This is a genomic window from Flavobacterium sp. (assembly GCF_039595935.1).
Taxonomy (GTDB): Bacteria; Bacteroidota; Bacteroidia; order Flavobacteriales; family Flavobacteriaceae; genus Flavobacterium.
Map to the genome: position 1 here is coordinate 182509 of NZ_JBCNKR010000006.1, position 20937 is coordinate 203445.

16 protein-coding genes and 1 pseudogene are annotated in these 20937 nt (G+C 33.9%); 6 read left to right on the forward strand and 11 right to left on the reverse strand.

Annotated features, from left to right (window positions below):
- The first annotated feature begins 18 nt into the window (after positions 1–18).
- Positions 19–1089, forward strand: coding sequence for a membrane dipeptidase (locus ABDW27_RS10580; protein ID WP_343695860.1), 1071 nt, complete (start codon positions 19–21; stop codon positions 1087–1089).
- Here the strand turns inward: ABDW27_RS10580 and ABDW27_RS10585 are convergent.
- A complete protein-coding gene (locus ABDW27_RS10585) occupies positions 1086–1862 on the reverse strand; it encodes a DeoR/GlpR family DNA-binding transcription regulator (RefSeq protein ID WP_343695861.1) in 777 nt (258 codons plus the stop codon). The two genes, ABDW27_RS10580 and ABDW27_RS10585, sit on opposite strands and share 4 nt — an antisense overlap.
- Before the next feature lie 190 nt (positions 1863–2052).
- Between ABDW27_RS10585 and ABDW27_RS10590 the strand changes: the two genes are divergently transcribed.
- On the forward strand, positions 2053–4356 hold the full coding sequence (locus ABDW27_RS10590; RefSeq protein ID WP_343695862.1) for a family 20 glycosylhydrolase: 2304 nt from the start codon (positions 2053–2055) through the stop codon (positions 4354–4356).
- Positions 4357–4358: 2 nt separating this feature from the next.
- Here the strand turns inward: ABDW27_RS10590 and ABDW27_RS10595 are convergent, their stop codons facing one another.
- The 4 genes from ABDW27_RS10595 to ABDW27_RS10610 all read right to left on the reverse strand — a co-directional run bounded on the left by ABDW27_RS10595 (position 4359) and on the right by ABDW27_RS10610 (position 8440).
- Positions 4359–4763: a hypothetical protein gene (locus ABDW27_RS10595; RefSeq protein WP_343695863.1), complete on the reverse strand. Its 405-nt coding sequence runs from the start codon at positions 4761–4763 to the stop codon at positions 4359–4361.
- Positions 4764–4920: 157 nt separating this feature from the next.
- Positions 4921–5667 (reverse strand): succinate dehydrogenase/fumarate reductase iron-sulfur subunit, encoded by a 747-nt coding sequence (locus tag ABDW27_RS10600; protein WP_343695864.1) that lies wholly within the window; start codon positions 5665–5667, stop codon positions 4921–4923.
- Positions 5668–5762: 95 nt separating this feature from the next.
- Entirely contained in the window at positions 5763–7763 is a 2001-nt protein-coding gene (locus tag ABDW27_RS10605) for a fumarate reductase/succinate dehydrogenase flavoprotein subunit (RefSeq protein WP_343695865.1), read from the reverse strand.
- 11 nt (positions 7764–7774) lie between these two features.
- The gene (locus ABDW27_RS10610) at positions 7775–8440 is read right to left on the reverse strand and encodes a succinate dehydrogenase cytochrome b subunit (RefSeq protein WP_343695866.1); all 666 of its coding nucleotides are present in this window, start codon (positions 8438–8440) and stop codon (positions 7775–7777) included.
- Positions 8441–8761: 321 nt separating this feature from the next.
- On the opposite strand from ABDW27_RS10610, the gene ABDW27_RS10615 reads away from it, so the two are divergent.
- Positions 8762–10123, forward strand: a complete 1362-nt coding sequence (locus ABDW27_RS10615) for a hydroxymethylglutaryl-CoA synthase (protein ID WP_343695867.1) — start codon at positions 8762–8764, stop codon at positions 10121–10123.
- A 127-nt stretch (positions 10124–10250) separates the two neighbouring features.
- Here the strand turns inward: ABDW27_RS10615 and ABDW27_RS10620 are convergent, their stop codons facing one another.
- Entirely contained in the window at positions 10251–10715 is a 465-nt protein-coding gene (locus tag ABDW27_RS10620; RefSeq protein WP_343695868.1) for a transglutaminase domain-containing protein, read from the reverse strand.
- Positions 10716–11367: 652 nt separating this feature from the next.
- Here ABDW27_RS10620 and ABDW27_RS10625 point away from each other — a divergent pair.
- Together ABDW27_RS10625 and ABDW27_RS10630 are read left to right on the forward strand one after the other, a co-directional pair.
- Positions 11368–12660 carry an aminopeptidase P family protein gene (locus ABDW27_RS10625; RefSeq protein ID WP_343695869.1) on the forward strand — a complete coding sequence of 431 codons (1293 nt, stop codon included), beginning with the start codon at positions 11368–11370 and terminating at the stop codon, positions 12658–12660.
- Between the two features lie 181 nt (positions 12661–12841).
- Positions 12842–13617: pseudogene (locus ABDW27_RS10630) on the forward strand (alpha/beta hydrolase).
- A 73-nt stretch (positions 13618–13690) separates the two neighbouring features.
- Here ABDW27_RS10630 and ABDW27_RS10635 read toward each other — a convergent pair.
- On the reverse strand, positions 13691–14065 hold the full coding sequence (locus ABDW27_RS10635; protein ID WP_073415656.1) for a hypothetical protein: 375 nt from the start codon (positions 14063–14065) through the stop codon (positions 13691–13693).
- Positions 14066–14090: 25 nt separating this feature from the next.
- Complete coding sequence (locus tag ABDW27_RS10640; protein ID WP_343695870.1) at positions 14091–14411, reverse strand: roadblock/LC7 domain-containing protein; 321 nt, start codon at positions 14409–14411, stop codon at positions 14091–14093.
- Positions 14412–14695: 284 nt separating this feature from the next.
- Between ABDW27_RS10640 and ABDW27_RS10645 the strand changes: the two genes are divergently transcribed.
- Entirely contained in the window at positions 14696–14839 is a 144-nt protein-coding gene (locus ABDW27_RS10645; RefSeq protein ID WP_343695871.1) for a hypothetical protein, read from the forward strand.
- Positions 14840–15271: 432 nt separating this feature from the next.
- On the opposite strand, the gene ABDW27_RS10650 is transcribed toward ABDW27_RS10645, so the two are convergent.
- The 3 genes from ABDW27_RS10650 to kbl all read right to left on the reverse strand — a co-directional run bounded on the left by ABDW27_RS10650 (position 15272) and on the right by kbl (position 20872).
- Positions 15272–18034 carry a PD-(D/E)XK nuclease family protein gene (locus tag ABDW27_RS10650; protein WP_343695872.1) on the reverse strand — a complete coding sequence of 921 codons (2763 nt, stop codon included), beginning with the start codon at positions 18032–18034 and terminating at the stop codon, positions 15272–15274.
- Positions 18035–18098: 64 nt separating this feature from the next.
- On the reverse strand, positions 18099–19565 hold the full coding sequence (locus ABDW27_RS10655; RefSeq protein WP_343695873.1) for an OmpA family protein: 1467 nt from the start codon (positions 19563–19565) through the stop codon (positions 18099–18101).
- A 113-nt stretch (positions 19566–19678) separates the two neighbouring features.
- Positions 19679–20872 (reverse strand): glycine C-acetyltransferase, encoded by a 1194-nt coding sequence (gene kbl / locus ABDW27_RS10660; protein WP_343695874.1) that lies wholly within the window; start codon positions 20870–20872, stop codon positions 19679–19681.
- Positions 20873–20937 lie beyond the last annotated feature (65 nt).

Consider the following 20937-nt stretch of genomic DNA (forward strand, 5'->3'; position numbering starts at 1 on the left):
AAATTTAAGTCAAAAAATATGTTTATAATAGACGCCCATTTAGACCTGAGCATGAATGCGATGGAATGGAATCGTGATTTAAGAAATGATGTTCCCACGCTGCGCAGTTTAGAAAAAGGAATGACCGATAAACCCGATCGCGAACGTGCGACGGTTTCATTTCCTGATTTGAGAAAGGGAAATATCGGAATTGTTGTGGCAACTCAAATTGCAAGATTTGTAAAACCGGGCAGCATTATTCCGGGTTGGAATTCTCCTGAACAAGCCTGGGCACAAACACAAGGTCAGCTGGCGTGGTACAAAGCCATGGAAGAAGCCGGAGAAATAACGCAGATTACAGATAAAAAATCGCTTTTAAAACAAATTGATTTATGGAACGATGGAACGCCAAACGATAAAAAGCCGATTGGCTATATTTTAAGTTTAGAAGGCGCTGATTCTATAATTGATATTTCATATTTAGAAAAAGCATACAATTACGGATTACGAGCGATTGGCCCTGCTCATTACGGCCCCGGACGTTACGCAAATGGAACAGACGCAACGGGAAAAATGAATCAAAACGGAATTGATTTATTAAAAGAAATGGAACGTTTGAATATCATTTTGGACGCAACGCATTTATGCGATGATGCTTTTTGGCAGGCTTTAGATCATTATAACGGACCAGTTTGGGCAAGTCATAACAATTGCAGAAGTCTCGTTGATCATAATCGTCAATACAGCGATGAAATGATTAAAGCTTTAATTTCGAGAGGAGCTGTAATCGGAGGCGCTTTAGATGCGTGGATGTTAGTTCCGAATTGGCAGAGAGGTATTTCAATGCCTTTAGAAATGAATTGTGATTTAGAAACGGTTTTTAAACACATGGATCACATTTGTCAATTGGCCGGAAACGCGAATCACATTGGCGTAGGTTCAGATTTAGACGGTGCTTTTGGTACAGAACAATCTCCTTATGATTTAAATACCATAGCCGATTTACAAAAATTGGTTCTGATTTTTAAAAACCACGGCTATTCTGATGAAGATTTAGATAAAATCTTTCACCAAAACTGGATCAACTTTTTAATAAAGAATTGGGATTAAATAAAAACTAAACTTGGAACTGCTTTCTTATATGCTTGTAATTTTTCGTCGCTCGGATCAACTTCCGTTACAACGTAATCAACCTCAGATAAGTTGGCAATTTTCATTTTTAAAACCGTATCCAGTTTTTCAGAAATCGTAAGAATCGCTGTTTTTTCTGAAGCCTGAATCATTGCTTTTTTAACCTGAACTGTTTCCCAGTCAGAATCTGAGAAACCGCCTTCGATATCAAGAGCATTGGTTCCTAATATTAATAAATCAACTTTAATATTAGCCAGCTGATTATAAACATCGCCGCTCACACACATTTGGCTGTACGAAGAAATGCTGCCGCCAATCATGATAATTTTTACATTGGGTTTATCTAAAAGTTCAACTGCAGATAAAACAGTAACCGTAAAAATAGTCAGATTTAAATCATTAGGAATTAAACGAATGAATTCGCGAATTGTCGTTCCGCCGCCGATTAGTAAAACCATTCCATCACGTAGAAGTCCTAACGTTTTTTGTGCAATAATTTGTTTGGATTCACCCGCATAAGTTTGATTAGATGAAGTATGGTGATACGCTTTTGTCATCGCACCGCCTTTTACTTTAATCAACAAAGATTCTGACTCAAGCTCGTTAATATCACGTCTTACAGTATCTTCTGAAACAAATAATTTAGCCGAAAGGGTTTCAAAACTTACACGGGTATGCAAGTTAATCTCTTTTAAAATAAGATTTTTACGTTCTTCCTTAGTGTAATTAACCACTTCGTTTTCATTATTCATGCGAATTCATTTTTATTATGGACAAATGTAAACAATAAATGCAATATTCTTGCGAAACAAATTATAACACAACGTAATTAAAAAGTTAATTACACTATTTTAAAGACATTTAAACCAAAATACCTTTTGCAAAAAAAATGCAGACTAACATACAAACCTTAAATTTGTTTAACAAAACAAAAAAGTAATCATGCAAAAAAGTTTATTTCTCTTTTTGATTTTCTGTTTTTCTTTCGGAAATGCACAAAATACTTCGGGCAATATTTCGATAATTCCTGCGCCAAATTTTTATAAAACAAATGGAGACAGTATTCGCATAAGCGGAAAAATTAAAGTTGTATTTGATAAAAATAAATACAGTGCAAAAGAATTGAAAACGGCGCAGATTTTTGAGTCGGCTATTAACTCCAATATATCAAATAAAAAAAGCAATATTGAAGTTTTATTTATTGCTGAAAAACCGTCTGCAACTTCAAAAAAAGAAGGGTATAAAATCAATATTTCTTCTAAAAAAATAACCGTTACCGGAAGTGAAGAAGGATTATTTTATGCGGTTCAGAGTTTATTGCAGCTTTTGCCCAATCAACCCAAAAATCAGGAAATAAAATTACCTTGTGTTTCAATAGAAGATCAGCCCAGATACGACTACCGCGGGCTTCACCTCGATGTTTGCCGTCATTTTTTCTCTGTTGATGTTATAAAAGATTTTATTGCACAAATGTCTTATTATAAATTAAATAATTTCCATTGGCATTTAACCGACGATCAGGGCTGGAGAATTGAGATAAAAAAGTATCCAAAATTGACCGAAGTTGGTTCGAAAAGAGCGCAGACTTTAGTAGGCAATAAATTTGAAAGATCTCCTTATTTTTTTGATGGAAATCCGTACGGTGGTTTTTATACTCAGGAAGAAATTAAAGACGTTGTAAAATTTGCCGAAGACCATTATGTAAATATTATTCCCGAAATCGAAATGCCGGGTCATGCAACTGCAGCCGTAACGGCTTATCCAAATTTATCTTGTTTTCCTGATCGAAATTATAAAGTGGTAGAATCATGGGGTGTTTTTGAAGATATTTTTTGCGCCGGAAAAGAAGAAACATTTACTTTTTTACAAAATGTTCTAACCGAAGTTATGGCTTTATTTCCAAGTAAATATATTCATATTGGCGGAGACGAATGTCCAAAAGCTAGATGGAAAGAATGTCCAAACTGCCAAAAACGCATTAAAGACTTAGGCTTAAAAAACGAACATGAATTACAAAGTTACTTAACAACCAGAATCGAAAAATTCCTAAACGCAAACGGAAGACAAATTCTGGGCTGGGATGAAATGCTCGAAGGCGGATTAGCGCCAAATGCAGCGGTAATGTCTTGGCGAGGTGAATCTGGCGGAATCAGCGCGGCGAAACAAAAGCATTTTGTAATCATGAACCCAGAGCAGGTTTTATATTTAGATTATAATCAGGGTTATTCTCCGCAAGAACCTTTAACAATTGGACGATTAACAACAGTTGAAAAAATCTATAATTATAATCCAACGCCCATAGACAGTTTAACAGTTGAAGAACAAAAATATATTATGGGCGTTCAGTCTAATCTTTGGTCGGAATATTTGACAAGTCCGGCGAAATTAAATTACATGATTTATCCGAGAGTTTTTGCCTTGTCAGAAATTGCGTGGACAGAACCTCAGAATAAAAATTACAATAGTTTTATTTTGAATCAGATTCCACATCATTTAGAAAAACTGGAATCTCAAAAAAGGATGTATAAAGTTCCAATTCCCTTTGGTTCAGAAGAAACAGCTTTAATTGCTTCAAAATATATTTTAAATTTAAAACCAACAATTAAAAACGGACAGATTTTCTACACAATTGATGGTTACAATCCAGATGAAACGGCTGAACTTTACACAAAACCTGTAACGATACATATTCCAAAAGGCGAATTCAGAATTATCAAAACCGTTCAAATTAGTCCGAGCGGCAGAAAAAGCTCGATCAGCAAAATATTGGTTAGAAATCCGGAATTGAAACCAGCTTTGGCAGTAAAGCCAACCAAAAAAGGTTTAAAGTTCGATTATTTTACGGGAACATTATTTCAGCAGGTTCAGGATTTGGAATTGGCAAAACCAGTTAATTCAGGCATTTTTGAAGGCAAAATAAGCAGTGAAAAATGGAAAACAAAATTAGAGCGTTATATCGGTTTAAAATTTGACGGATACATCTTTATCCCAGAAACAGCAAATTATACAATTTCGACGCTTTCAGACGACGGATCTAAGCTTTTTATAGATAATGAACTTGTTGTGAATAATGACGGCATTCATTGGCTTAATGAAGCTTATGGAGTTGTTAAACTCGAAAAAGGTTTTCATAAACTCAATATCAGTTATTTTGATCAAATTGGAGGTACTACTTTAAATTGTTTTATTCAGCAGGAAGGAAAAGAAAAACAGGAAATCAGCGAATCGCAGTTGTTTTATGAATAACATTAAAATTTACTGATTGCTATTTTAATGATTTTTACTAATACAGAAATGAATATTAAAAATGGCAGAAAATAACCCGGCAGTAAAAGTATGATCCAGCCGTCTCCGTTATGAGGTTTTCCATATTTACCGCAGATAAAAATCAAAACTGCCCAGAAAATAAATTGTGCTATTGACAGTAAAAACCAATGCAATACAAACTGCCAATAATCATTAGCAAAAAACGAAAGTAGAAAACTAAAAATAATACATCCGGCATAAACATAGGAACCGTATTTTACCATTGCCGGCTCAGAAAACCAACTAATTAAAAGTATAAACAGCAACGAAGCTGATGTAACAGTCAATTGATAATACAGATAATTGCTGTTGGTAAAAAATGATGCATTAAAATTATTAATATCCATTTTGATAATCTTCTGAAAATAAAATCAAATGTATAATTCAGCATATTAGCCCGCATCATCATTTCTAATGAAATTAAATTGTTCTACGACCAAAACAAAAAACCGCATCCAAATTAATGAATGCGGTTTTTTTAAATATACTAAATTGTTTTTGGTATTAACCTTTCAAGCTCGCTGCTAAATATTCACGGTTCATACGTGCAATATTTTCAAGCGAAATCCCTTTTGGACATTCGATTTCACAAGCTCCTGTATTTGTACAGTTACCGAAACCTTCTAAATCCATTTGGTGAACCATGTTTAATACACGGTCAGTTGCTTCTACTTTACCTTGTGGTAATAATGCATACTGAGAAACTTTTGCAGAAACGAATAACATTGCTGAAGAGTTTTTACAAGTTGCAACACAAGCTCCACAACCGATACATGCAGCAGCATCAAATGATTTATCTGCATCGTCTTTTGGAATTGGAATAGCATTCGCGTCAATTGTGTTTCCTGAAGTGTTTACAGAGATAAATCCTCCAGCATGCTGGATTCTGTCAAAAGAACTTCTGTCAACAACTAAGTCTTTAATTACAGGGAAAGCTTTTGCTCTAAATGGCTCAATAAAAATCGTATCGCCATCTTTAAACATACGCATGTGTAACTGACAAGTTGTAACACCTCTGTCTGGTCCGTGCGCTTCTCCGTTGATGAATAAAGAACACATTCCGCAGATTCCTTCACGACAATCATGATCAAATGCTACTGGCTCTTCTCCTTTGTTGATTAAACCTTCGTTAAGAACGTCTAACATTTCAAGGAAAGACATGTCTGGTTCGATTCCATCGATAGGATATTCTACAATCCCTCCTTTATCTTGAGCGTTTTTTTGACGCCATATTTTTAATGTAAGTTTCATACCTTTTTCGTTTGAAAGTCATAAAGTCGAAAGTCGAAAGTCGCTTGGCACATTTTGCCTTTTGACTTTAAGACTTTGGGCTTTCGACCAAATTCTTATTTATAACTTCTTTGAACTAATTTAATGTTTTCGTAATTAAGAGGTTCTTTGTGTAATACGGCATCACTTGGTTTTCCTTTGTATTCCCAAGCGGCAACGTATGCAAAGTTTTCGTCATCACGAAGTGCTTCTCCTTCTTCTGTTTGATATTCCTCACGGAAGTGACCTCCACAAGATTCGTTACGGTGTAAAGCATCTTTCGCAAACAATTCTCCTAACTCTAAGAAATCGGCAACACGAGTCGCTTTTTCTAATTCCTGATTAAATTCGTAAGCGCTTCCAGGAACTTTTACATCTTTATAAAACTCTTCACGTAAAGCAGCAATTTCTTCGATAGCCTCAGTTAAACCTTTAGCATTACGAGCCATACCTACTTTATTCCACATAATTTTTCCAAGTTTTTTGTGGAAATAATCTACAGAATGTTTACCGTTGTTGTTGATAAATTTGTTGATTTGATCTACAACCGCTTTTTCAGCTTCAACGAATTCTGGTAAGTCTGTAGAAATTGGTCCCATTTTAATATCCGGAGCTAAATAATCTCCGATAGTATAAGGCAATACGAAATATCCATCAGCTAAACCTTGCATCAAAGCAGAAGCTCCAAGTCTGTTTGCTCCGTGGTCAGAGAAGTTAGATTCTCCAATTGAGAAACATCCAGGAATTGTAGTCATTAAGTTATAATCAACCCAAGTTCCACCCATTGTATAGTGAACCGCAGGGTAAATCATCATTGGTGTTACATAAGGATCTTCGTCAACAATTTTCAAGTACATTTGGAATAAGTTTCCGTATTTACTTTTTACGATATCAGTTCCTAATTTAGTAACTAAAGCTTTGTCATTTTCATTCAAACCTTTTACGTGAGCAGCTTCTTTTCCGTAACGTTCGATAGCGGCAGCGAAATCTAAATAAACCGCTTCTCCAGTTTTGTTAACTCCAAAACCAGCATCGCATCTTTCTTTAGCCGCACGAGACGCAACGTCACGAGGCACTAAGTTACCAAAAGCAGGATATCTTCTTTCTAAGAAATAATCTCTTTCGTCTTCAGATAAATCAATTGCTTTTTTCTTTCCTTCACGAATTGCCTGAGCATCTTCTAATTTTTTAGGTACCCAAATACGACCGTCATTACGTAAAGACTCTGACATCAAAGTCAGTTTTGACTGGTGATCTCCTGAAACCGGAATACATGTTGGGTGAATTTGCGTATAACAAGGATTTGCGAAAAATGCTCCTTTTTTATGAATTTTCCAAGCTGCTGTTGCGTTACTTCCCATAGCATTTGTTGAAAGGAAAAACACGTTTCCGTATCCTCCAGAACCAATTACTACCGCGTGAGCAGAATGTCTTTCTATTTCTCCAGTGATTAAGTTACGAGCGATAATACCTCTCGCTTTTCCGTTCACGATTACAATGTCAAGCATTTCGTGACGGTTGTACATTTTGATTTTTCCACGACCAATCTGGCGGTTCATTGCAGAATAAGCTCCTAGCAATAATTGTTGTCCAGTTTGTCCTTGTGCGTAAAATGTACGAGAAACCAAAGTTCCTCCAAAAGAACGGTTATCTAAAAGTCCGCCATATTCACGAGCCAATGGCACCCCTTGAGCCACACACTGGTCAATAATGTTAGCAGAAACTTCAGCCAAACGGTGAACGTTTGCCTCACGTGCACGGTAGTCACCACCTTTTACAGTATCATAGAACAATCTGTAAACTGAGTCACCGTCACCTTTATAATTTTTTGCAGCGTTGATACCTCCTTGTGCAGCGATAGAGTGTGCACGACGTGGAGAATCTTGGAAGCAGAATGCTTTTACGTTATATCCTAACTCAGCCAAAGTAGCCGCAGCCGAACCTCCAGCCAAACCTGTACCAACTACAATAATATCAAGATTACGTTTGTTAGCAGGGTTTACTAAATTAATATGATCTTTATAATTTGTCCATTTGTCCGCTATAGGACCATTTGGAATTTTTGAATCTAATGCCATTATAATTGATATTAATTATTGAAATGATGAAATAAAGCGATAATTACGAAAGCTGCCGGAACTACAACTGCAAACCAGTAACCTACTTTCGCTAAAAATCTAGAGTATTTGTTGTGCATCCCTACTGATTGAAGAGAAGATGCGAACCCGTGCCATAAGTGAAATCCTAAAAGGATGAAAGACACACAGTACAATGCTGTACGGATTGGGTCATGAAATTTGTGAACTAACTCTCCATAATACCTTGTAGCATCTGGCGCTGTACCTGCTATATATTTATAGCTAACTTCAGGAAACCAGAAATCATAAAAGTGCAATCCTAAGAAAGCCAAAATAACCAATCCAGAAATAATCATATTTCTAGAACTCCAAGAAGCATTTGCCGCTCCGTTGTATTTTGCATAAGCAATTGGCCTTGCAGCGCTGTTTTGAGCAGTCAATACAAATCCCATTACGAAGTGAAAAATTACTCCGAATGCCAAAATTGGCTGCATTACATATTGTATCAGCGGATTGTATCCCATAAAGTGAGAAGCTTCGTTAAAAACATCTTCACTAATAATAGAAATGAAATTTAAGGAAACATGCAGCGCTAAAAACGTGATTAAGAATATTCCCGAAAGAGCCATAGCTACTTTCTTTAAGATGGAAGCATTCAATAGTGCAGATTGTGCCATAAGTGTTTAAGTAGTTTGTTTTAAAAAATTAGACAAAAATAACTCAATTACAAAAGAACTACAACCATTTCGTTGTTATTTATAATGATTTTAAAGAGCCTTGAATTACATTATTGCAAATTATTTAAAAACAAGAAAATAGGATTTTTTCTCTCCGCATTTTAACTAAATCCTGATTTTTATATAATTACCAAATTGTTATTTTTTCCAGCTTTTTGATTTATTTTCCTCAAAAGTGGCTCAGAATTAAATTTTAATCGGCTAAAGCTTCGATATTTTAGAAGCATAATTTTACCTTTATCGGCTTCAAAAAATAACAGAATGAAAACAGGAATTGATGCCATCGCTTTTGATGTCGCAAACATACACTTACCCATAAAAACTTTGGCAGTTGCCAGAAATATCGAACCAGAAAAATTAGAAAAAGGTCTTGGATTATTAAAAATGACTTTTCCGGACGTTCATCAGGATGCAGTTGTTTTTGGAGCAAATGCTTTAACCAAGCTTATCATTGATAATAAAATTGACTTAAAAGAAATCAGCCGAATCTATGTTGGCACCGAAAGCGGCGTCGACAGCTCGAAACCAATTGCTTCTTACTTAATTAGTTTAATTGAACAAAAATTTGGCGAAGATTCTTTAGCTGAATGTGATGTTGTAGATTTTACTTTCGCTTGTATTGGCGGTGTAGACGCTTTGCAAAACTGTTTGGATTTCGTAAAATTAAATCCAACGAAAAAAGCAATCGTTGTTACTTCTGATTTTGCAAAATACGATTTAAATTCTGGCGGCGAATATACGCAGGGCGCTGGAGCTGTTGCGATGTTGATTTCTGCAAATCCAAAAATAATTGCTTTTGATGAAAATTGGGCAACCAGCACAAAAGGCGTTTTTGACTTTTTTAAACCGTACAGAACTATATCTAAAGAAGAAATCACAAAAAACACTAACAACGATTCCTGGTTTGACAATTTAGAAGCCGAAATCGAAATCCACAAAGATCAACCAGTTTTTGACGGCCAATATTCAAATCAATGTTATATGGATCGTACGCGCAATGCTTACTTTTCATTCAAAAAATTAAAAAACACAACCGAAACTTTATATAATACTTGGCACAGTATCGTGATGCATTTGCCATATTCTTTCCAGGGAAGAAGAATGTTGTCTGAAATCTACGCTTTAGACAGTGCCGAAAAAATTATTGCTGATGATATCGCGCCTGCAGATTATCAGACAAAAATTAAAGAAGTTGCTAAATCTGATGATTACAGAAGTTTTGTAACCGAGAAATTACAGCCTGCAGAATTGGCTTCGTCATTAATTGGAAATCTTTATACTGGTTCTATTTTTATGGGATTGTTATCGACTTTGGCTCATTTTTATGATACGAATAAAGAAGTTGCCGGAACTAAATTCGGTTTTCTAGCTTACGGAAGTGGATCGAAGTCTAAGGTTTTTGAAGGAACAATTCAGCCCGAATGGAAATCGGCTTTAGAAAACGTAAAACTTTTTGAAAATTTAGCAGAAAGCGTAGAAATTGATTTCAACACTTACGAAAGTCTTCATAAAAAAGAACAAAAACAAAGTGTGAGAACTCCAAAAAATGAATGGGTTTTAGACCGAATTGAAAAAGAAATTCCAGTTTTGATTGGAGCGAGATATTATAAATGGGTGGATTAATTTTTTTTTAAAATTTCAATAAAAAAATTCCAAATTCCAATAAATACAGAACCGAAGCGATTTGCTTCGGTTTTTTTTATATAATTTTTCTAAAAGCACGGAATTATAGATCTCCAAGTTCTGCTATCTATTCTATAATTAAAAAATCCTGTTGTAATCTCGCTTTCCGTTTCTCTTCCATTTCAGCACTAAAGAAAGCATCAATACTTATTTCATTATCTAATAATTGCCATACTTCATCTTGGGGAAAATGTTCAAGAATAAAATCATTTGGATCATCTAAAAAATATCTGGCATTCCATAATTCCCCTTCTCCTTCATCAGTAATAATAGTTTGTCTTCCCCATGTCACGTCGATAAGTTCCCATTTATCATAAAGCTTTACCGCATTCCATGCATGATTTGTGTCACTTAGTTTTTCGCCTTTATACCCATATCCTTTAGCATAACCAGTAATTACAGCAGATTTTATTTTGGCAATATCACAAATTGCTTTAAACAAATTCGCGTATCCGGAACAAACAGATTTTCTGTTTGTTAAAGTTGCAGCAGGAGAAACATCAATGTCCTTGTTATTAAAAAAGTATCCCAATCGTATTCTATATTTTCTATTATCCAAAAATAAATTCTTGCTAAAATTTCGGTTTTTGTTTTAGCGTTTTTCTTAAGATAAAGGGCTAAAGATTCTACACTTGATGTTTCAGATTTCGGAACCTCTTTGACATATTTTTCTATCTCTTGAAAATTCTTAATCTGAGAATAACCAGAAATTGAAATAAATAGAATCATTAATATTATAAGTTTGTTTGCCTTCACTTTTATTTTGTAGTTGTTTATATCAAGAGCGTTTTAAGAATAGCAATATACAAATTCCCATAATTGAAATGATTTTCATTATCAACTTTATGTTAATCCGAGTTTTATGTAGGAGATTCAGGCGGTATCCATTTATGTAGCGAAGCATAATAAAAGATATAGCCGAAAGCCCGACCCGGAGGGGCACGTCCAAATTAAGATTATGAGATTTTCTCAATATTGTCATTTCGAGGAAGAAGAAATGACAATATTGTGGTTAATATCAATTTTCAAAAATAAAAATCTGTTCAAATCTGTGTAAATCTGTGGCCAAAAAAACACCAAAAAAATAGAACCAAAACAAATAAGAAAACTTTAATAAATCAATTATACGCCACTTATTCAAAAATCACTAATTTTGAAATTCGAAGTTCAAAAACGAAATAATTATGAAATATCATCAAATAAACAGCGCTCTTTTTGTAAAAAACCGCAAAAAATTCATGGCAGAAATGAAACCAAATTCAGTTGCCGTGTTCAATTCAAATGACATTTACCCAATTAGTGCCGATAGTACTTTACCATTTGCGCAACACAGAGATATTTTTTATCTGAGCGGTGTAGATCAGGAAGAAAGTGTTTTGCTTTTGTTTCCGGATGCGCCTTACGAAAGTCAAAAAGAAATTCTTTTTTTAAGAGAAACTAATGATCATATAGCAGTTTGGGAAGGTGAAAAACTGACTAAAGAACGTGCATTTCAGGTTTCTGGAATTAGAACAGTTTATTGGTTACAGGATTTTCATAAAATTTTGAACGAGATGATGACGTATGCCGATACGATGTACATCAACACAAATGAACATTACCGCGCAACTGTTGAAGTAGAAACTCGCGAAGCGCGTTTTGTAAAATGGTGGAAAGAACGTTATCCTGCACACAACGTTGCGAAAAGTAATCCAATTTTACAACGCATTCGTTCAGTAAAAGAAAGCGAAGAAATCGATTTGATTCAGCACGCATGTGATATTACAGAAAAAGGTTTCCGCAGATTATTAGGATTCGTAAAACCAAATGTTACCGAATATGAAGTTGAAGCCGAATTGGCTCACGAATTCATCCGTAACCGTTCTAAAGGTTTTGCTTATACCCCAATTATTGCTTCAGGAAACAATGCAAATGTTTTACATTATATCGAAAACAATCAGCAATGTAAAGACGGTGATTTATTATTATTAGACGTTGCTGCTGAATATGCAAACTATTCAAGCGACATGACAAGAACAATTCCGGTTTCTGGTCGTTTTACAGATCGTCAGAAAGCGGTTTACAATGCCGTTTTGAGAGTAAAAAACGAAGCTACAAAAATGCTTACGCCAGGAACACTTTGGAAACAATATCATGTTGAAGTTGGTAAAATTATGACTTCTGAATTGCTTGGTTTAGGCTTAATTGACAAAGCCGATGTTCAGAACGAAAATCCGGAATGGCCGGCTTACAAAAAATATTTCATGCACGGAACTTCTCACCACATGGGACTTGACACGCATGATTACGGATTGCTTCACGAACCAATGAAACCAAATATGGTTTTCACAGTTGAACCGGGAATTTACATTCCGGCAGAAAAATTCGGAATCCGTTTAGAAGATAATGTTGTGGTTCAAGAAAAAGGAGAACCTTTTAACTTAATGCGCAATATTCCGGTTGAAGCTGATGAAATTGAAAGCTTGATGAATTCTTAACAGAAAACAGAATCAAGACTATAGACAAAAGACGGTTTCTTTGAATAGAAATCGTCTTTTTTTTAGTCAATGAGTCAATTAATTTGATCTCAATTGCTTATTATTTTTAACTGAAACGAACTTATATTTCTTATATGGTTTTGCCTTTTTTATCTTTGCACTTTACATTAAAAAACCTGTTTTGAAAAATATCCTATATAAAAACACTAAAATATCTTTTACAGATTCTGGAGAAGGAAATTCAATTGTATTGCTTCACGGCTTTTTGGAAAACAAAAAAATGTGGACAGAATATGTTGAACTTTTTTCGAAAAAATATCGTGTTATTACAATCGATTTATTAGGTCATGGAGAATCAGACTCTTTGGGTTATGTTCATGAAATGGAAGAAAATGCCAATGCAGTAAATGAAGTTTTGGAAAATTTAAAAATTGAAAAAGCTATTATTCTCGGACATTCAATGGGCGGTTATGTTGCTTTGGCTTTCGCCGAATTATATCCGCAGAAAATTCAGAAATTAGTTTTATTAAATTCTACTTCTAAAGAAGACAGCGCCGAAAAAAGCTAAACAGAACACGCGCCATAAAAGCCGTAAAACAAAACTATGTGAACTTTGTAAGTTTAGCGATTGCGAATTTATTTAGCGAAAACAACAGGCTTCGTTTAGAAAATGAAATCGAAAAAGTGAGAGAACAAGCTTTAAAAACTCCTCTTCAGGGAATTATAGCTTCGCTGGAAGGAATGAAAATACGCAAAGACCGTGAATGGCTTTTGCAGGAAAACAGATTTCCGGTGTTATTGATTTTAGGAAAAAAAGATCCGGTTTTAAATTACGAAGACAGTCTTTCTCAAATTGAAGATACAACCGTAGAATTAATTTCTTTTGAAGACGGACACATGAGTCACATCGAAAATAAAGAAGAATTAAAACCAATTTTACTTGATTTCTTCAACTAAAAAAGTATTAAAAGCAGAAAAGGCCATTCCGTATAAACGAAACAGCCTTTTCTTCATTTTGGGGGCAAAAAAGTTATAGTTTTGAAATAATATCTTTCTTAAATTTCCCTAAAGTAGCTCTTGTTAATCCAAGATTTGCTTTTTTAGCATCAACAGCCAGGTAAATAAAATACTGACCATCTTCAGAAACATCTATAATATGTATTTGATCCGTTAATGTAATTAAAATATCGTTGATTTTTTGATCTAATCCTAAAGCTTTAATGGCGTTTATTTTTGCTTTTACAACTTCTAGATTATAAGCAGAAGCCAATTCAGGATCAAAATCTGGTCTTACAGAAAGTGAGCAGTAAGACATCCCTGTCTCAACTTCAGTTACAGAAACTGCAATAAATCCGCTAACATTCTCTTTTAAATCATTTTGAAAATTTTGTAAAAAATCTGACATGTGTATATATATATAATTGGTTTAATTAGTTGCTGAAAATCGTATCCATCTTTCTAAGTAAAAGTCCCATTTTGCTGGTATCTTTAGAAAGTAATGCGATACAATTATCGTCCTGACTTTTGTTAGCAACCACAATTCCGTCATTGTTTTTAATCATAACTTGTTTTAAGTCACCATTATTAACATCTTCTGTCATTTCTGAACACATTTTCAAAATCATGCCTATCATGGCCGCAACATTTCCATCATACTCTAAATTAACAGATTCCAATAAAATTCCGTCTATATTAAAAGCAATTCCAGACTCCGCTCCTGTTTCTTCAACCAATGTATTTAAATCAATCATAGTGGTATTAATTATTTTAAGAAATTCAAAGTTATTTTTAATAAAAAGAATTGTTTGATAAACACTTGTTAAAAAAACAAGATCACACAACTATCTGACTCACTTTTATTTATAGTATAATTTAAGCCAATCTTTAAAAAGAAATCTTCAAAAATATTTAACAGAAAAAAGAAATTTATTCAAAAATCAAACATTTTAATTCATAAAATTCAAAACGCTTATTTGGTAAGTACAGATAATCAGTTTAATAGAAGTTTTTATTAAATTTGTATAAAATTATTCAAATGAAAACAGTTGACGAATTACGCTTTGATTTAAATGTAAAACTGATGAAGTTTAGAAGATTTCGTTTTGAAAACGGCCCAATAAACGATACGAATTCAAAAGAATCTGAAAAGAAAGGTTTCTTCAAAAAAATATTCAGCTAAAAACTACTTACAAAAAGCTGCAGTAATTATTTAATAATAATCGCAGCTTTTTCTTTTACTTTGTGAAGTTTATCTTTTCCTTTTAAAGGAAAATTTCGCCTAATGAGGATTACATTTTAAAAATCATGCTTTTGAAGAATTGACATTTTAAAAATTTTTTCTTCAAAAAATTTTTTCTTTATCCATTCTAAAACTTTTACTACAGCTTAAAAAAATCAAACAACTCTAAGGAATACTTTTTTGATTTCTAAACAAAAGAATTTTCTTCTAATTCAGCTTTTTTATTGTCAATTTAAAATTATAAGAATAAAAATACAAATGTTAAAAATGGCATTATTTTGTTTAGCGGCGCACAATTTGGCACTTTTAAAAATGCCGAAAAAAGCAAAAACACACGATTGATTTAATGAAAAGGAAATAACATTAAATCAATTATATTTTCTCCTCAAAAGGAATATTGGTATCGAAAATCTCTTTTAAGAGCAAAACGATTTCTTCTAAATAGCTGTTCAAAATATCTTTACTAACTATTTGATCTAAATCTTTCTCTTCTTTAAATCCAAAAGGTAAAAATCCTGATTTAAGATTTTTAAACGAAATAATCCCCACTTCTATAGGAATATCTCCAGCATGTTCTTCAAACATAAAAGCGTAAGCTAATACCTGAATGATTTTATCGTTTTTAAGCTCCTGAGTTAATCCATTCCACGATTTAAGCACAACGTTCGCTTTTTCAACTTTTCCTGTCTTATAATCAATAATTCTTATTTTTCCGTTGCGAAGCTCAATTCGGTCAACATTTCCTTTTATCAAGACCGGAAACGGCAAATCAGGATGAACCAGATTACGCTCAAAAGTTTGTTCTAAAGCGACAATTTTAATCGCATCTCCATTCTTGATTGATTCGAGTTCAATTTTGAGAAAATTAGATACATTTCGCTTTGCAACTTCAAAAGCCAAAAGGTTACGTCCCTTTTTAATTTCGCCTTCTTTATAAACGAGTTTAAATTGTTTCAAAACTTCATCATCTAACAATTTGAAACAGTTTGCAATATCTGATTCAGAAATAAATTTCCCAATAAATGGTTCGTATAATGCTTTTAAAGTTTCATGAATAATTGTTCCAAGTGTATTTAAAGCAATATTTTCTTCCACTTCTTCGACTTCACGAATGCGAAGAATTTTTTGAAAATAAAATTCTATCGGATTACGAATATAGCTTGTCAATGCCGAAGGAGAGAAACCAACCGATGCAATTTCTTTTAAACGTTCTAAAACAGCTTCAGATTTTGGAATAACCATTGGCTGATATGCTGTTGCTGGCAATACCGGATTGTAAATATCAAAAGTTATATTGTGTTTTGATTTTTTCTCAACTTCGAGCTGCGTTATAAAACGACTTCTTTCACCTGCATCCAAACCATCATTTTCAGTATTATATATTAAATAAATGTTTTTGGCACGCTGTAGCAAATGATAAAAATGATAGGTATAAATTGCATCTTTTTCTTTAAAAGTAGGCAGACCTAATTCCCTTTTAACATCATAAGGAATAAATGAATTTTGAGATTTCCCAGCCGGGAATTTCCCTTCATTCATCGAAGTAACAATAACGGTTTCAAAATCAAGAACACGGCTTTCAAGAACTCCCATAATTTGAAGACCGCGCAGAGGTTCTCCTTCAAATGAAACTTCTGCAATATCAATTATTTGTTTATAAATGGCATGCAGAGTATCGATGTTATCAATATGCTTATGCTGTGAATAGTAATTAATAAGCTTATTGATTACTTTATAAACAGAATAAACAAAAGTTTTTGCAATTTTCTCTTCTTCATTATCATTGCTGAAATTTTGTTTTATAAGAAGCAGAATTGCGGCTATATTTTCAAGAACTGCAATCGATCCATTCTCCCATTTTTGAAATAACAGAGAAAACAATTCAGATTGATTTTGATTGAGTTCTAAAATCTTGTTAAGCGTAATAAAAGTATAATTATTCTCTTTTATTATTCTAACGATATGATTTGTTTTGGCATAAGGCTCAACCAGAGGATGAGTAAGAACATCCAAAACGTCTTTATAATAAAACACATAGCTTCCTCCAGATCTGGAAAGAGCACTTGTATGCATTTTAAAAAACTTAGCTACTAATATTTGCGAAGGATTGTTCTTTCCTGAATATCCCATCGTAATGTTTAAAGCCCCAACAGAAGAAGGAAGCGAATATAAAACAGGAACCAATAAATTTTCTTCCCCTAAAACAACCGCCACTTTATCAAGAGAAGATTCTGGATTTTCATTAATTAAATCCTCAATAATGCTTCCTGCAATTTTGGCTTGGCCAATAGTTTTTGGAGTCCCAATTATTTTGATGTTTTTCGCTTGAGAAAAATCATCAACGATCCATTCAAAAGGATGGAATTTATAATGTTTCCAGCTTTCTTTAAATCGACGTACAAAAAGTCCTGCGTCATGAAAAGGATCGTTAAGAAATGTTTGATCTACATCCCAGTAAATTTTTGCCTGATCTAAAGCCAAAAGATGTTGTACAATTTTCTCTTCGGCCGCATTTAAAGCATTGAATCCTGCAAAAATAAAATTACGGTTTGAAATCGTATTTGAAAAATGATTCAGATTATTTACGGCTTCTCTGTAAATCAAGCCCTGATAACCGATAGACTTATTGAGAAGATGATTATAAAGCGAATCATAATAAAGAGGGAGAAGTTTCCAAAAGTCAATATAATTTTCTAAAAGCTTCGTCTTATTTTCAACTTCGATTCCCCATCTTTTAATATCTTCGATATCTTTCAAATAAGACAAAACATGAGTAGGATCTAAAAGATAACGATCAATTTCATTAAAATCCTGCAGAAGTGTTTTGGCCCAATTAGCAAATAACTCGAAAGACTGTTGATGCTGCTTTTCGGTAACAGATAAATATACTTCATAAAATTCAAACAATAGTTCAATAGAATCTACAGATCGTATTGAAGCAACATCCTGAACAAAATCTTCAATGCTAATAATTTCAGGTGAAAGAATTGTTCGTGAAGTTTCTTTTTTTAATGCTTCAATTAAAAAAACCTTAGCCCTTTTGTTTGGTAAAACAATAGTAGTTTCTGCAAGTTTATCTGAATATCCCTGAATTACAACAGCTGCAATTTTTTCTAAAAAAGAAGTATTTATCATTTTATAAAAATAAAAAAAGCCATTCAATTAAGAATGGCTTTTATTATTTATTTACAAAAGTAAATTATAGTTTACCTTGGAATTTAGAACCTACGTGTTTAATTTCAGTTCTTCTGTTTTGAGCTTTACCTGCAGCAGTTTTGTTACTAGCAACTGGTTGAGAAGATCCAAATCCTTTAGCTTCTAAGTTTTCTGGGTTAACACCTCTTTGAACTAATGCATCTAATACAGCTTTAGCTCTGTCTTCAGATAATTTTTGGTTAACTTTTGCAGAACCTGTGTTATCTGTGTGACCTTCGATGCTGAATTTAGCGTTTGGATAGTTTTTAAGGATTTCTTTAATAGCATCTAATCTAGCTGGAGTTTCTTTGTCACCAGTTTTGAAAGTAGCTTTTCCTGAGTTGAAGTAGATTGCTCTAGCTTGAACTTTAAGATCTTCTAAAGCTTGAGAAGATACTTCAGGACATCCTCTGTTACTAGCTGGACCAGCAACTGTAGGACAGTCGTCATCTTTGTCTAAAACACCATCTTTATCAGCGTCTAAGAAAGGACAACCACCATTTTCTTTAGGACCTGCAACTGTAGGACATTTATCGTCTTTATCAGCAATTCCGTCACCGTCAGTATCAGGACAACCTTTTAATGCAGCTAAACCAGCAACATCTGGACAAGCATCATCTTTATCAGCGATTCCGTCACCGTCAGCATCTGGACATCCGTTTAATGCAGCTAAACCAAATACATCTGGACAAGCGTCAGAAGCATCAACGATTCCGTCACCGTCAGTATCAGGACATCCGTTGAATTGTTTTAAACCAGCAACATCTGGACAAGCATCGTCTTTGTCATAGATTCCGTCTCCGTCAGTATCTTTACCTCCGAATTTGAAAACTAAACCTGCAGTGTGTTGGAAGTGAGATGGAGCATCTGGAACACCAGCAGCATCTTCTCTATCACCACTTACAGACCATTTGTATCTTGTAGCTAACTCAAGACCAATAGCATCAGTAAACCAGAAAGTTAAACCAGCACCTGGGTTAACAGTTCCGTAGCTGCTATCTCCGAAGAAAGTATAACCTCCACCAACAGATAACGAAGGATCAATCACTTTAGATTTGATTAATTCCTGGAAGCTGTATTTGATAGTAGCATCAATTCCGTAGTACATTAAATCACCAGGATTAGTAACAATCATACCTCTTCCATCATGACCTGCAGCATCTGGAGCGAAAACAACATATTTATCAATTTTGTTTACAGAACCTTGTAAACCAACTGAGAAACCGCTACCAACGTATCTAGACACACCAATGTAAGATAAAGAAGGAAGGATATTCCAGTTACCTTTTACATCGAATGGTTGAGAAAAGTGTGCCGGGAAAAAGTCAACGTGCTCAGGACTTGCACTAGTCCTTGTATCCACAGCATTAACCCCAAAAGAGATCGCCCATGGATTGTTACTGTCTTGCGCGTGTGAGCTTAACCCCATCGCCATCAATACAGCAACTAAAAGTTTGTTAAGATGTTTCATACTTAATTTTTTTAATTACAATTTAGTTAATTACAAGCAAAAGTAACACCAAATTTTTTAAATACAAAATCAAATGTTAAAAAAAACCTACAAAAATTACTCGAATGTGGTAATTATATAACTTTTAACATTTTACCTGTTAATATAAATGCTTCGATCGCTTTGTCTAAATGTTCCTTCGTATGAGCTGCTGAAAGCTGTACTCTGATTCTCGCTTTATCTTTAGGAACTACCGGAAAGAAAAAGCCTATAACATATATACCTTGCTTTAAAAGTTCATTAGCCATTGTCTGCGATAACTTTGCATCATAGAGCATAACTGGTACTATTGCCGAATCTCCATCAATAATATCGAAACCTGCTTTTTTCATTCCTTCCTTAAAGTAATTAGTATTCCATTCTAATTTATCTCTAAGTGTTGTATCTTTTTCTAAAAGTTCAAAAACTTTAATAGATGCTCCTACAATTGAAGGTGCTAAAGAATTTGAAAACAAATATGGTCTTGAACGCTGGCGTAGAATTTCTATAATTTCTTTTTTAGCTGTTGTATAACCTCCCATAGCTCCACCTAAAGCTTTACCTAATGTTCCTGTTATAATATCTACACGACCCATTACTCCTTTTGCTTCAAGCGTACCTTTTCCTGTTGCACCAATAAATCCTGCAGCATGGCATTCATCAACCATTACTAAAGCATCGTATTTGTCAGCCAGATCGCAGATTTTATCCAGAGGCGCTACTAAACCATCCATAGAAAAAACACCATCCGTTACAATTAATTTAAAACGAGCGCCTGCCTCATTTGCTTTTATTAACTGCTGCTCCAGATCTTCCATGTTGCTGTTTTCATAACGATAGCGTGCCGCCTTACATAAACGAACCCCATCAATAATAGAAGCATGGTTCAGACTGTCAGAAATAATTGCATCATTTTCTCCTAATAAAGGTTCAAAAACACCACCATTTGCATCAAATGCCGCTGCATATAATATAGTATCTTCTGTACCATAAAAATCTGCAATCTTTTTTTCTAATGCTTTATGTATATCCTGCGTTCCGCAAATGAAACGTACAGACGACATTCCAAAACCGTGTGTGTCCATTGCATCTTTTGCAGCCTGAACTACTTCGGGATGCGATGATAACCCTAAATAATTATTAGCACAAAAATTTAAAACTTTTTCTCCTGTAGAAATTGTAATTTCTGCACCTTGAGCTGACGTTATAATTCGCTCTTTTTTAAAAATTCCATTTTCTTCGATTGTCTGCAGCTCACTTTGCAGATGTTCTTTAATTTTACCGTACATTTTTATCTATTTAAAACGTTAAAAATTAACAACTTAACCCGTAAAAAGTGAAGTTATTTCTTTAA

Excerpts from the sequence above, each read along its gene's own strand:
- ABDW27_RS10580 (WP_343695860.1), top strand. The coding sequence starts at position 19 with ATGTTTATAATAGACGCCCATTTAGACCTGAGCATGAATGCGATGGAA.
- ABDW27_RS10585 (WP_343695861.1), bottom strand. The coding sequence starts at position 1,862 with ATGAATAATGAAAACGAAGTGGTTAATTACACTAAGGAAGAACGTAAA.
- ABDW27_RS10590 (WP_343695862.1), top strand. The coding sequence starts at position 2,053 with ATGCAAAAAAGTTTATTTCTCTTTTTGATTTTCTGTTTTTCTTTCGGA.
- ABDW27_RS10595 (WP_343695863.1), bottom strand. The coding sequence starts at position 4,763 with ATGGATATTAATAATTTTAATGCATCATTTTTTACCAACAGCAATTAT.
- ABDW27_RS10600 (WP_343695864.1), bottom strand. The coding sequence starts at position 5,667 with ATGAAACTTACATTAAAAATATGGCGTCAAAAAAACGCTCAAGATAAA.
- ABDW27_RS10605 (WP_343695865.1), bottom strand. The coding sequence starts at position 7,763 with ATGGCATTAGATTCAAAAATTCCAAATGGTCCTATAGCGGACAAATGG.
- ABDW27_RS10610 (WP_343695866.1), bottom strand. The coding sequence starts at position 8,440 with ATGGCACAATCTGCACTATTGAATGCTTCCATCTTAAAGAAAGTAGCT.
- ABDW27_RS10615 (WP_343695867.1), top strand. The coding sequence starts at position 8,762 with ATGAAAACAGGAATTGATGCCATCGCTTTTGATGTCGCAAACATACAC.
- ABDW27_RS10625 (WP_343695869.1), top strand. The coding sequence starts at position 11,368 with ATGAAATATCATCAAATAAACAGCGCTCTTTTTGTAAAAAACCGCAAA.
- ABDW27_RS10635 (WP_073415656.1), bottom strand. The coding sequence starts at position 14,065 with ATGTCAGATTTTTTACAAAATTTTCAAAATGATTTAAAAGAGAATGTT.
- ABDW27_RS10640 (WP_343695870.1), bottom strand. The coding sequence starts at position 14,411 with ATGATTGATTTAAATACATTGGTTGAAGAAACAGGAGCGGAGTCTGGA.
- ABDW27_RS10645 (WP_343695871.1), top strand. The coding sequence starts at position 14,696 with ATGAAAACAGTTGACGAATTACGCTTTGATTTAAATGTAAAACTGATG.
- ABDW27_RS10650 (WP_343695872.1), bottom strand. The coding sequence starts at position 18,034 with ATGATAAATACTTCTTTTTTAGAAAAAATTGCAGCTGTTGTAATTCAG.
- ABDW27_RS10655 (WP_343695873.1), bottom strand. The coding sequence starts at position 19,565 with ATGAAACATCTTAACAAACTTTTAGTTGCTGTATTGATGGCGATGGGG.
- kbl (WP_343695874.1), bottom strand. The coding sequence starts at position 20,872 with ATGTACGGTAAAATTAAAGAACATCTGCAAAGTGAGCTGCAGACAATC.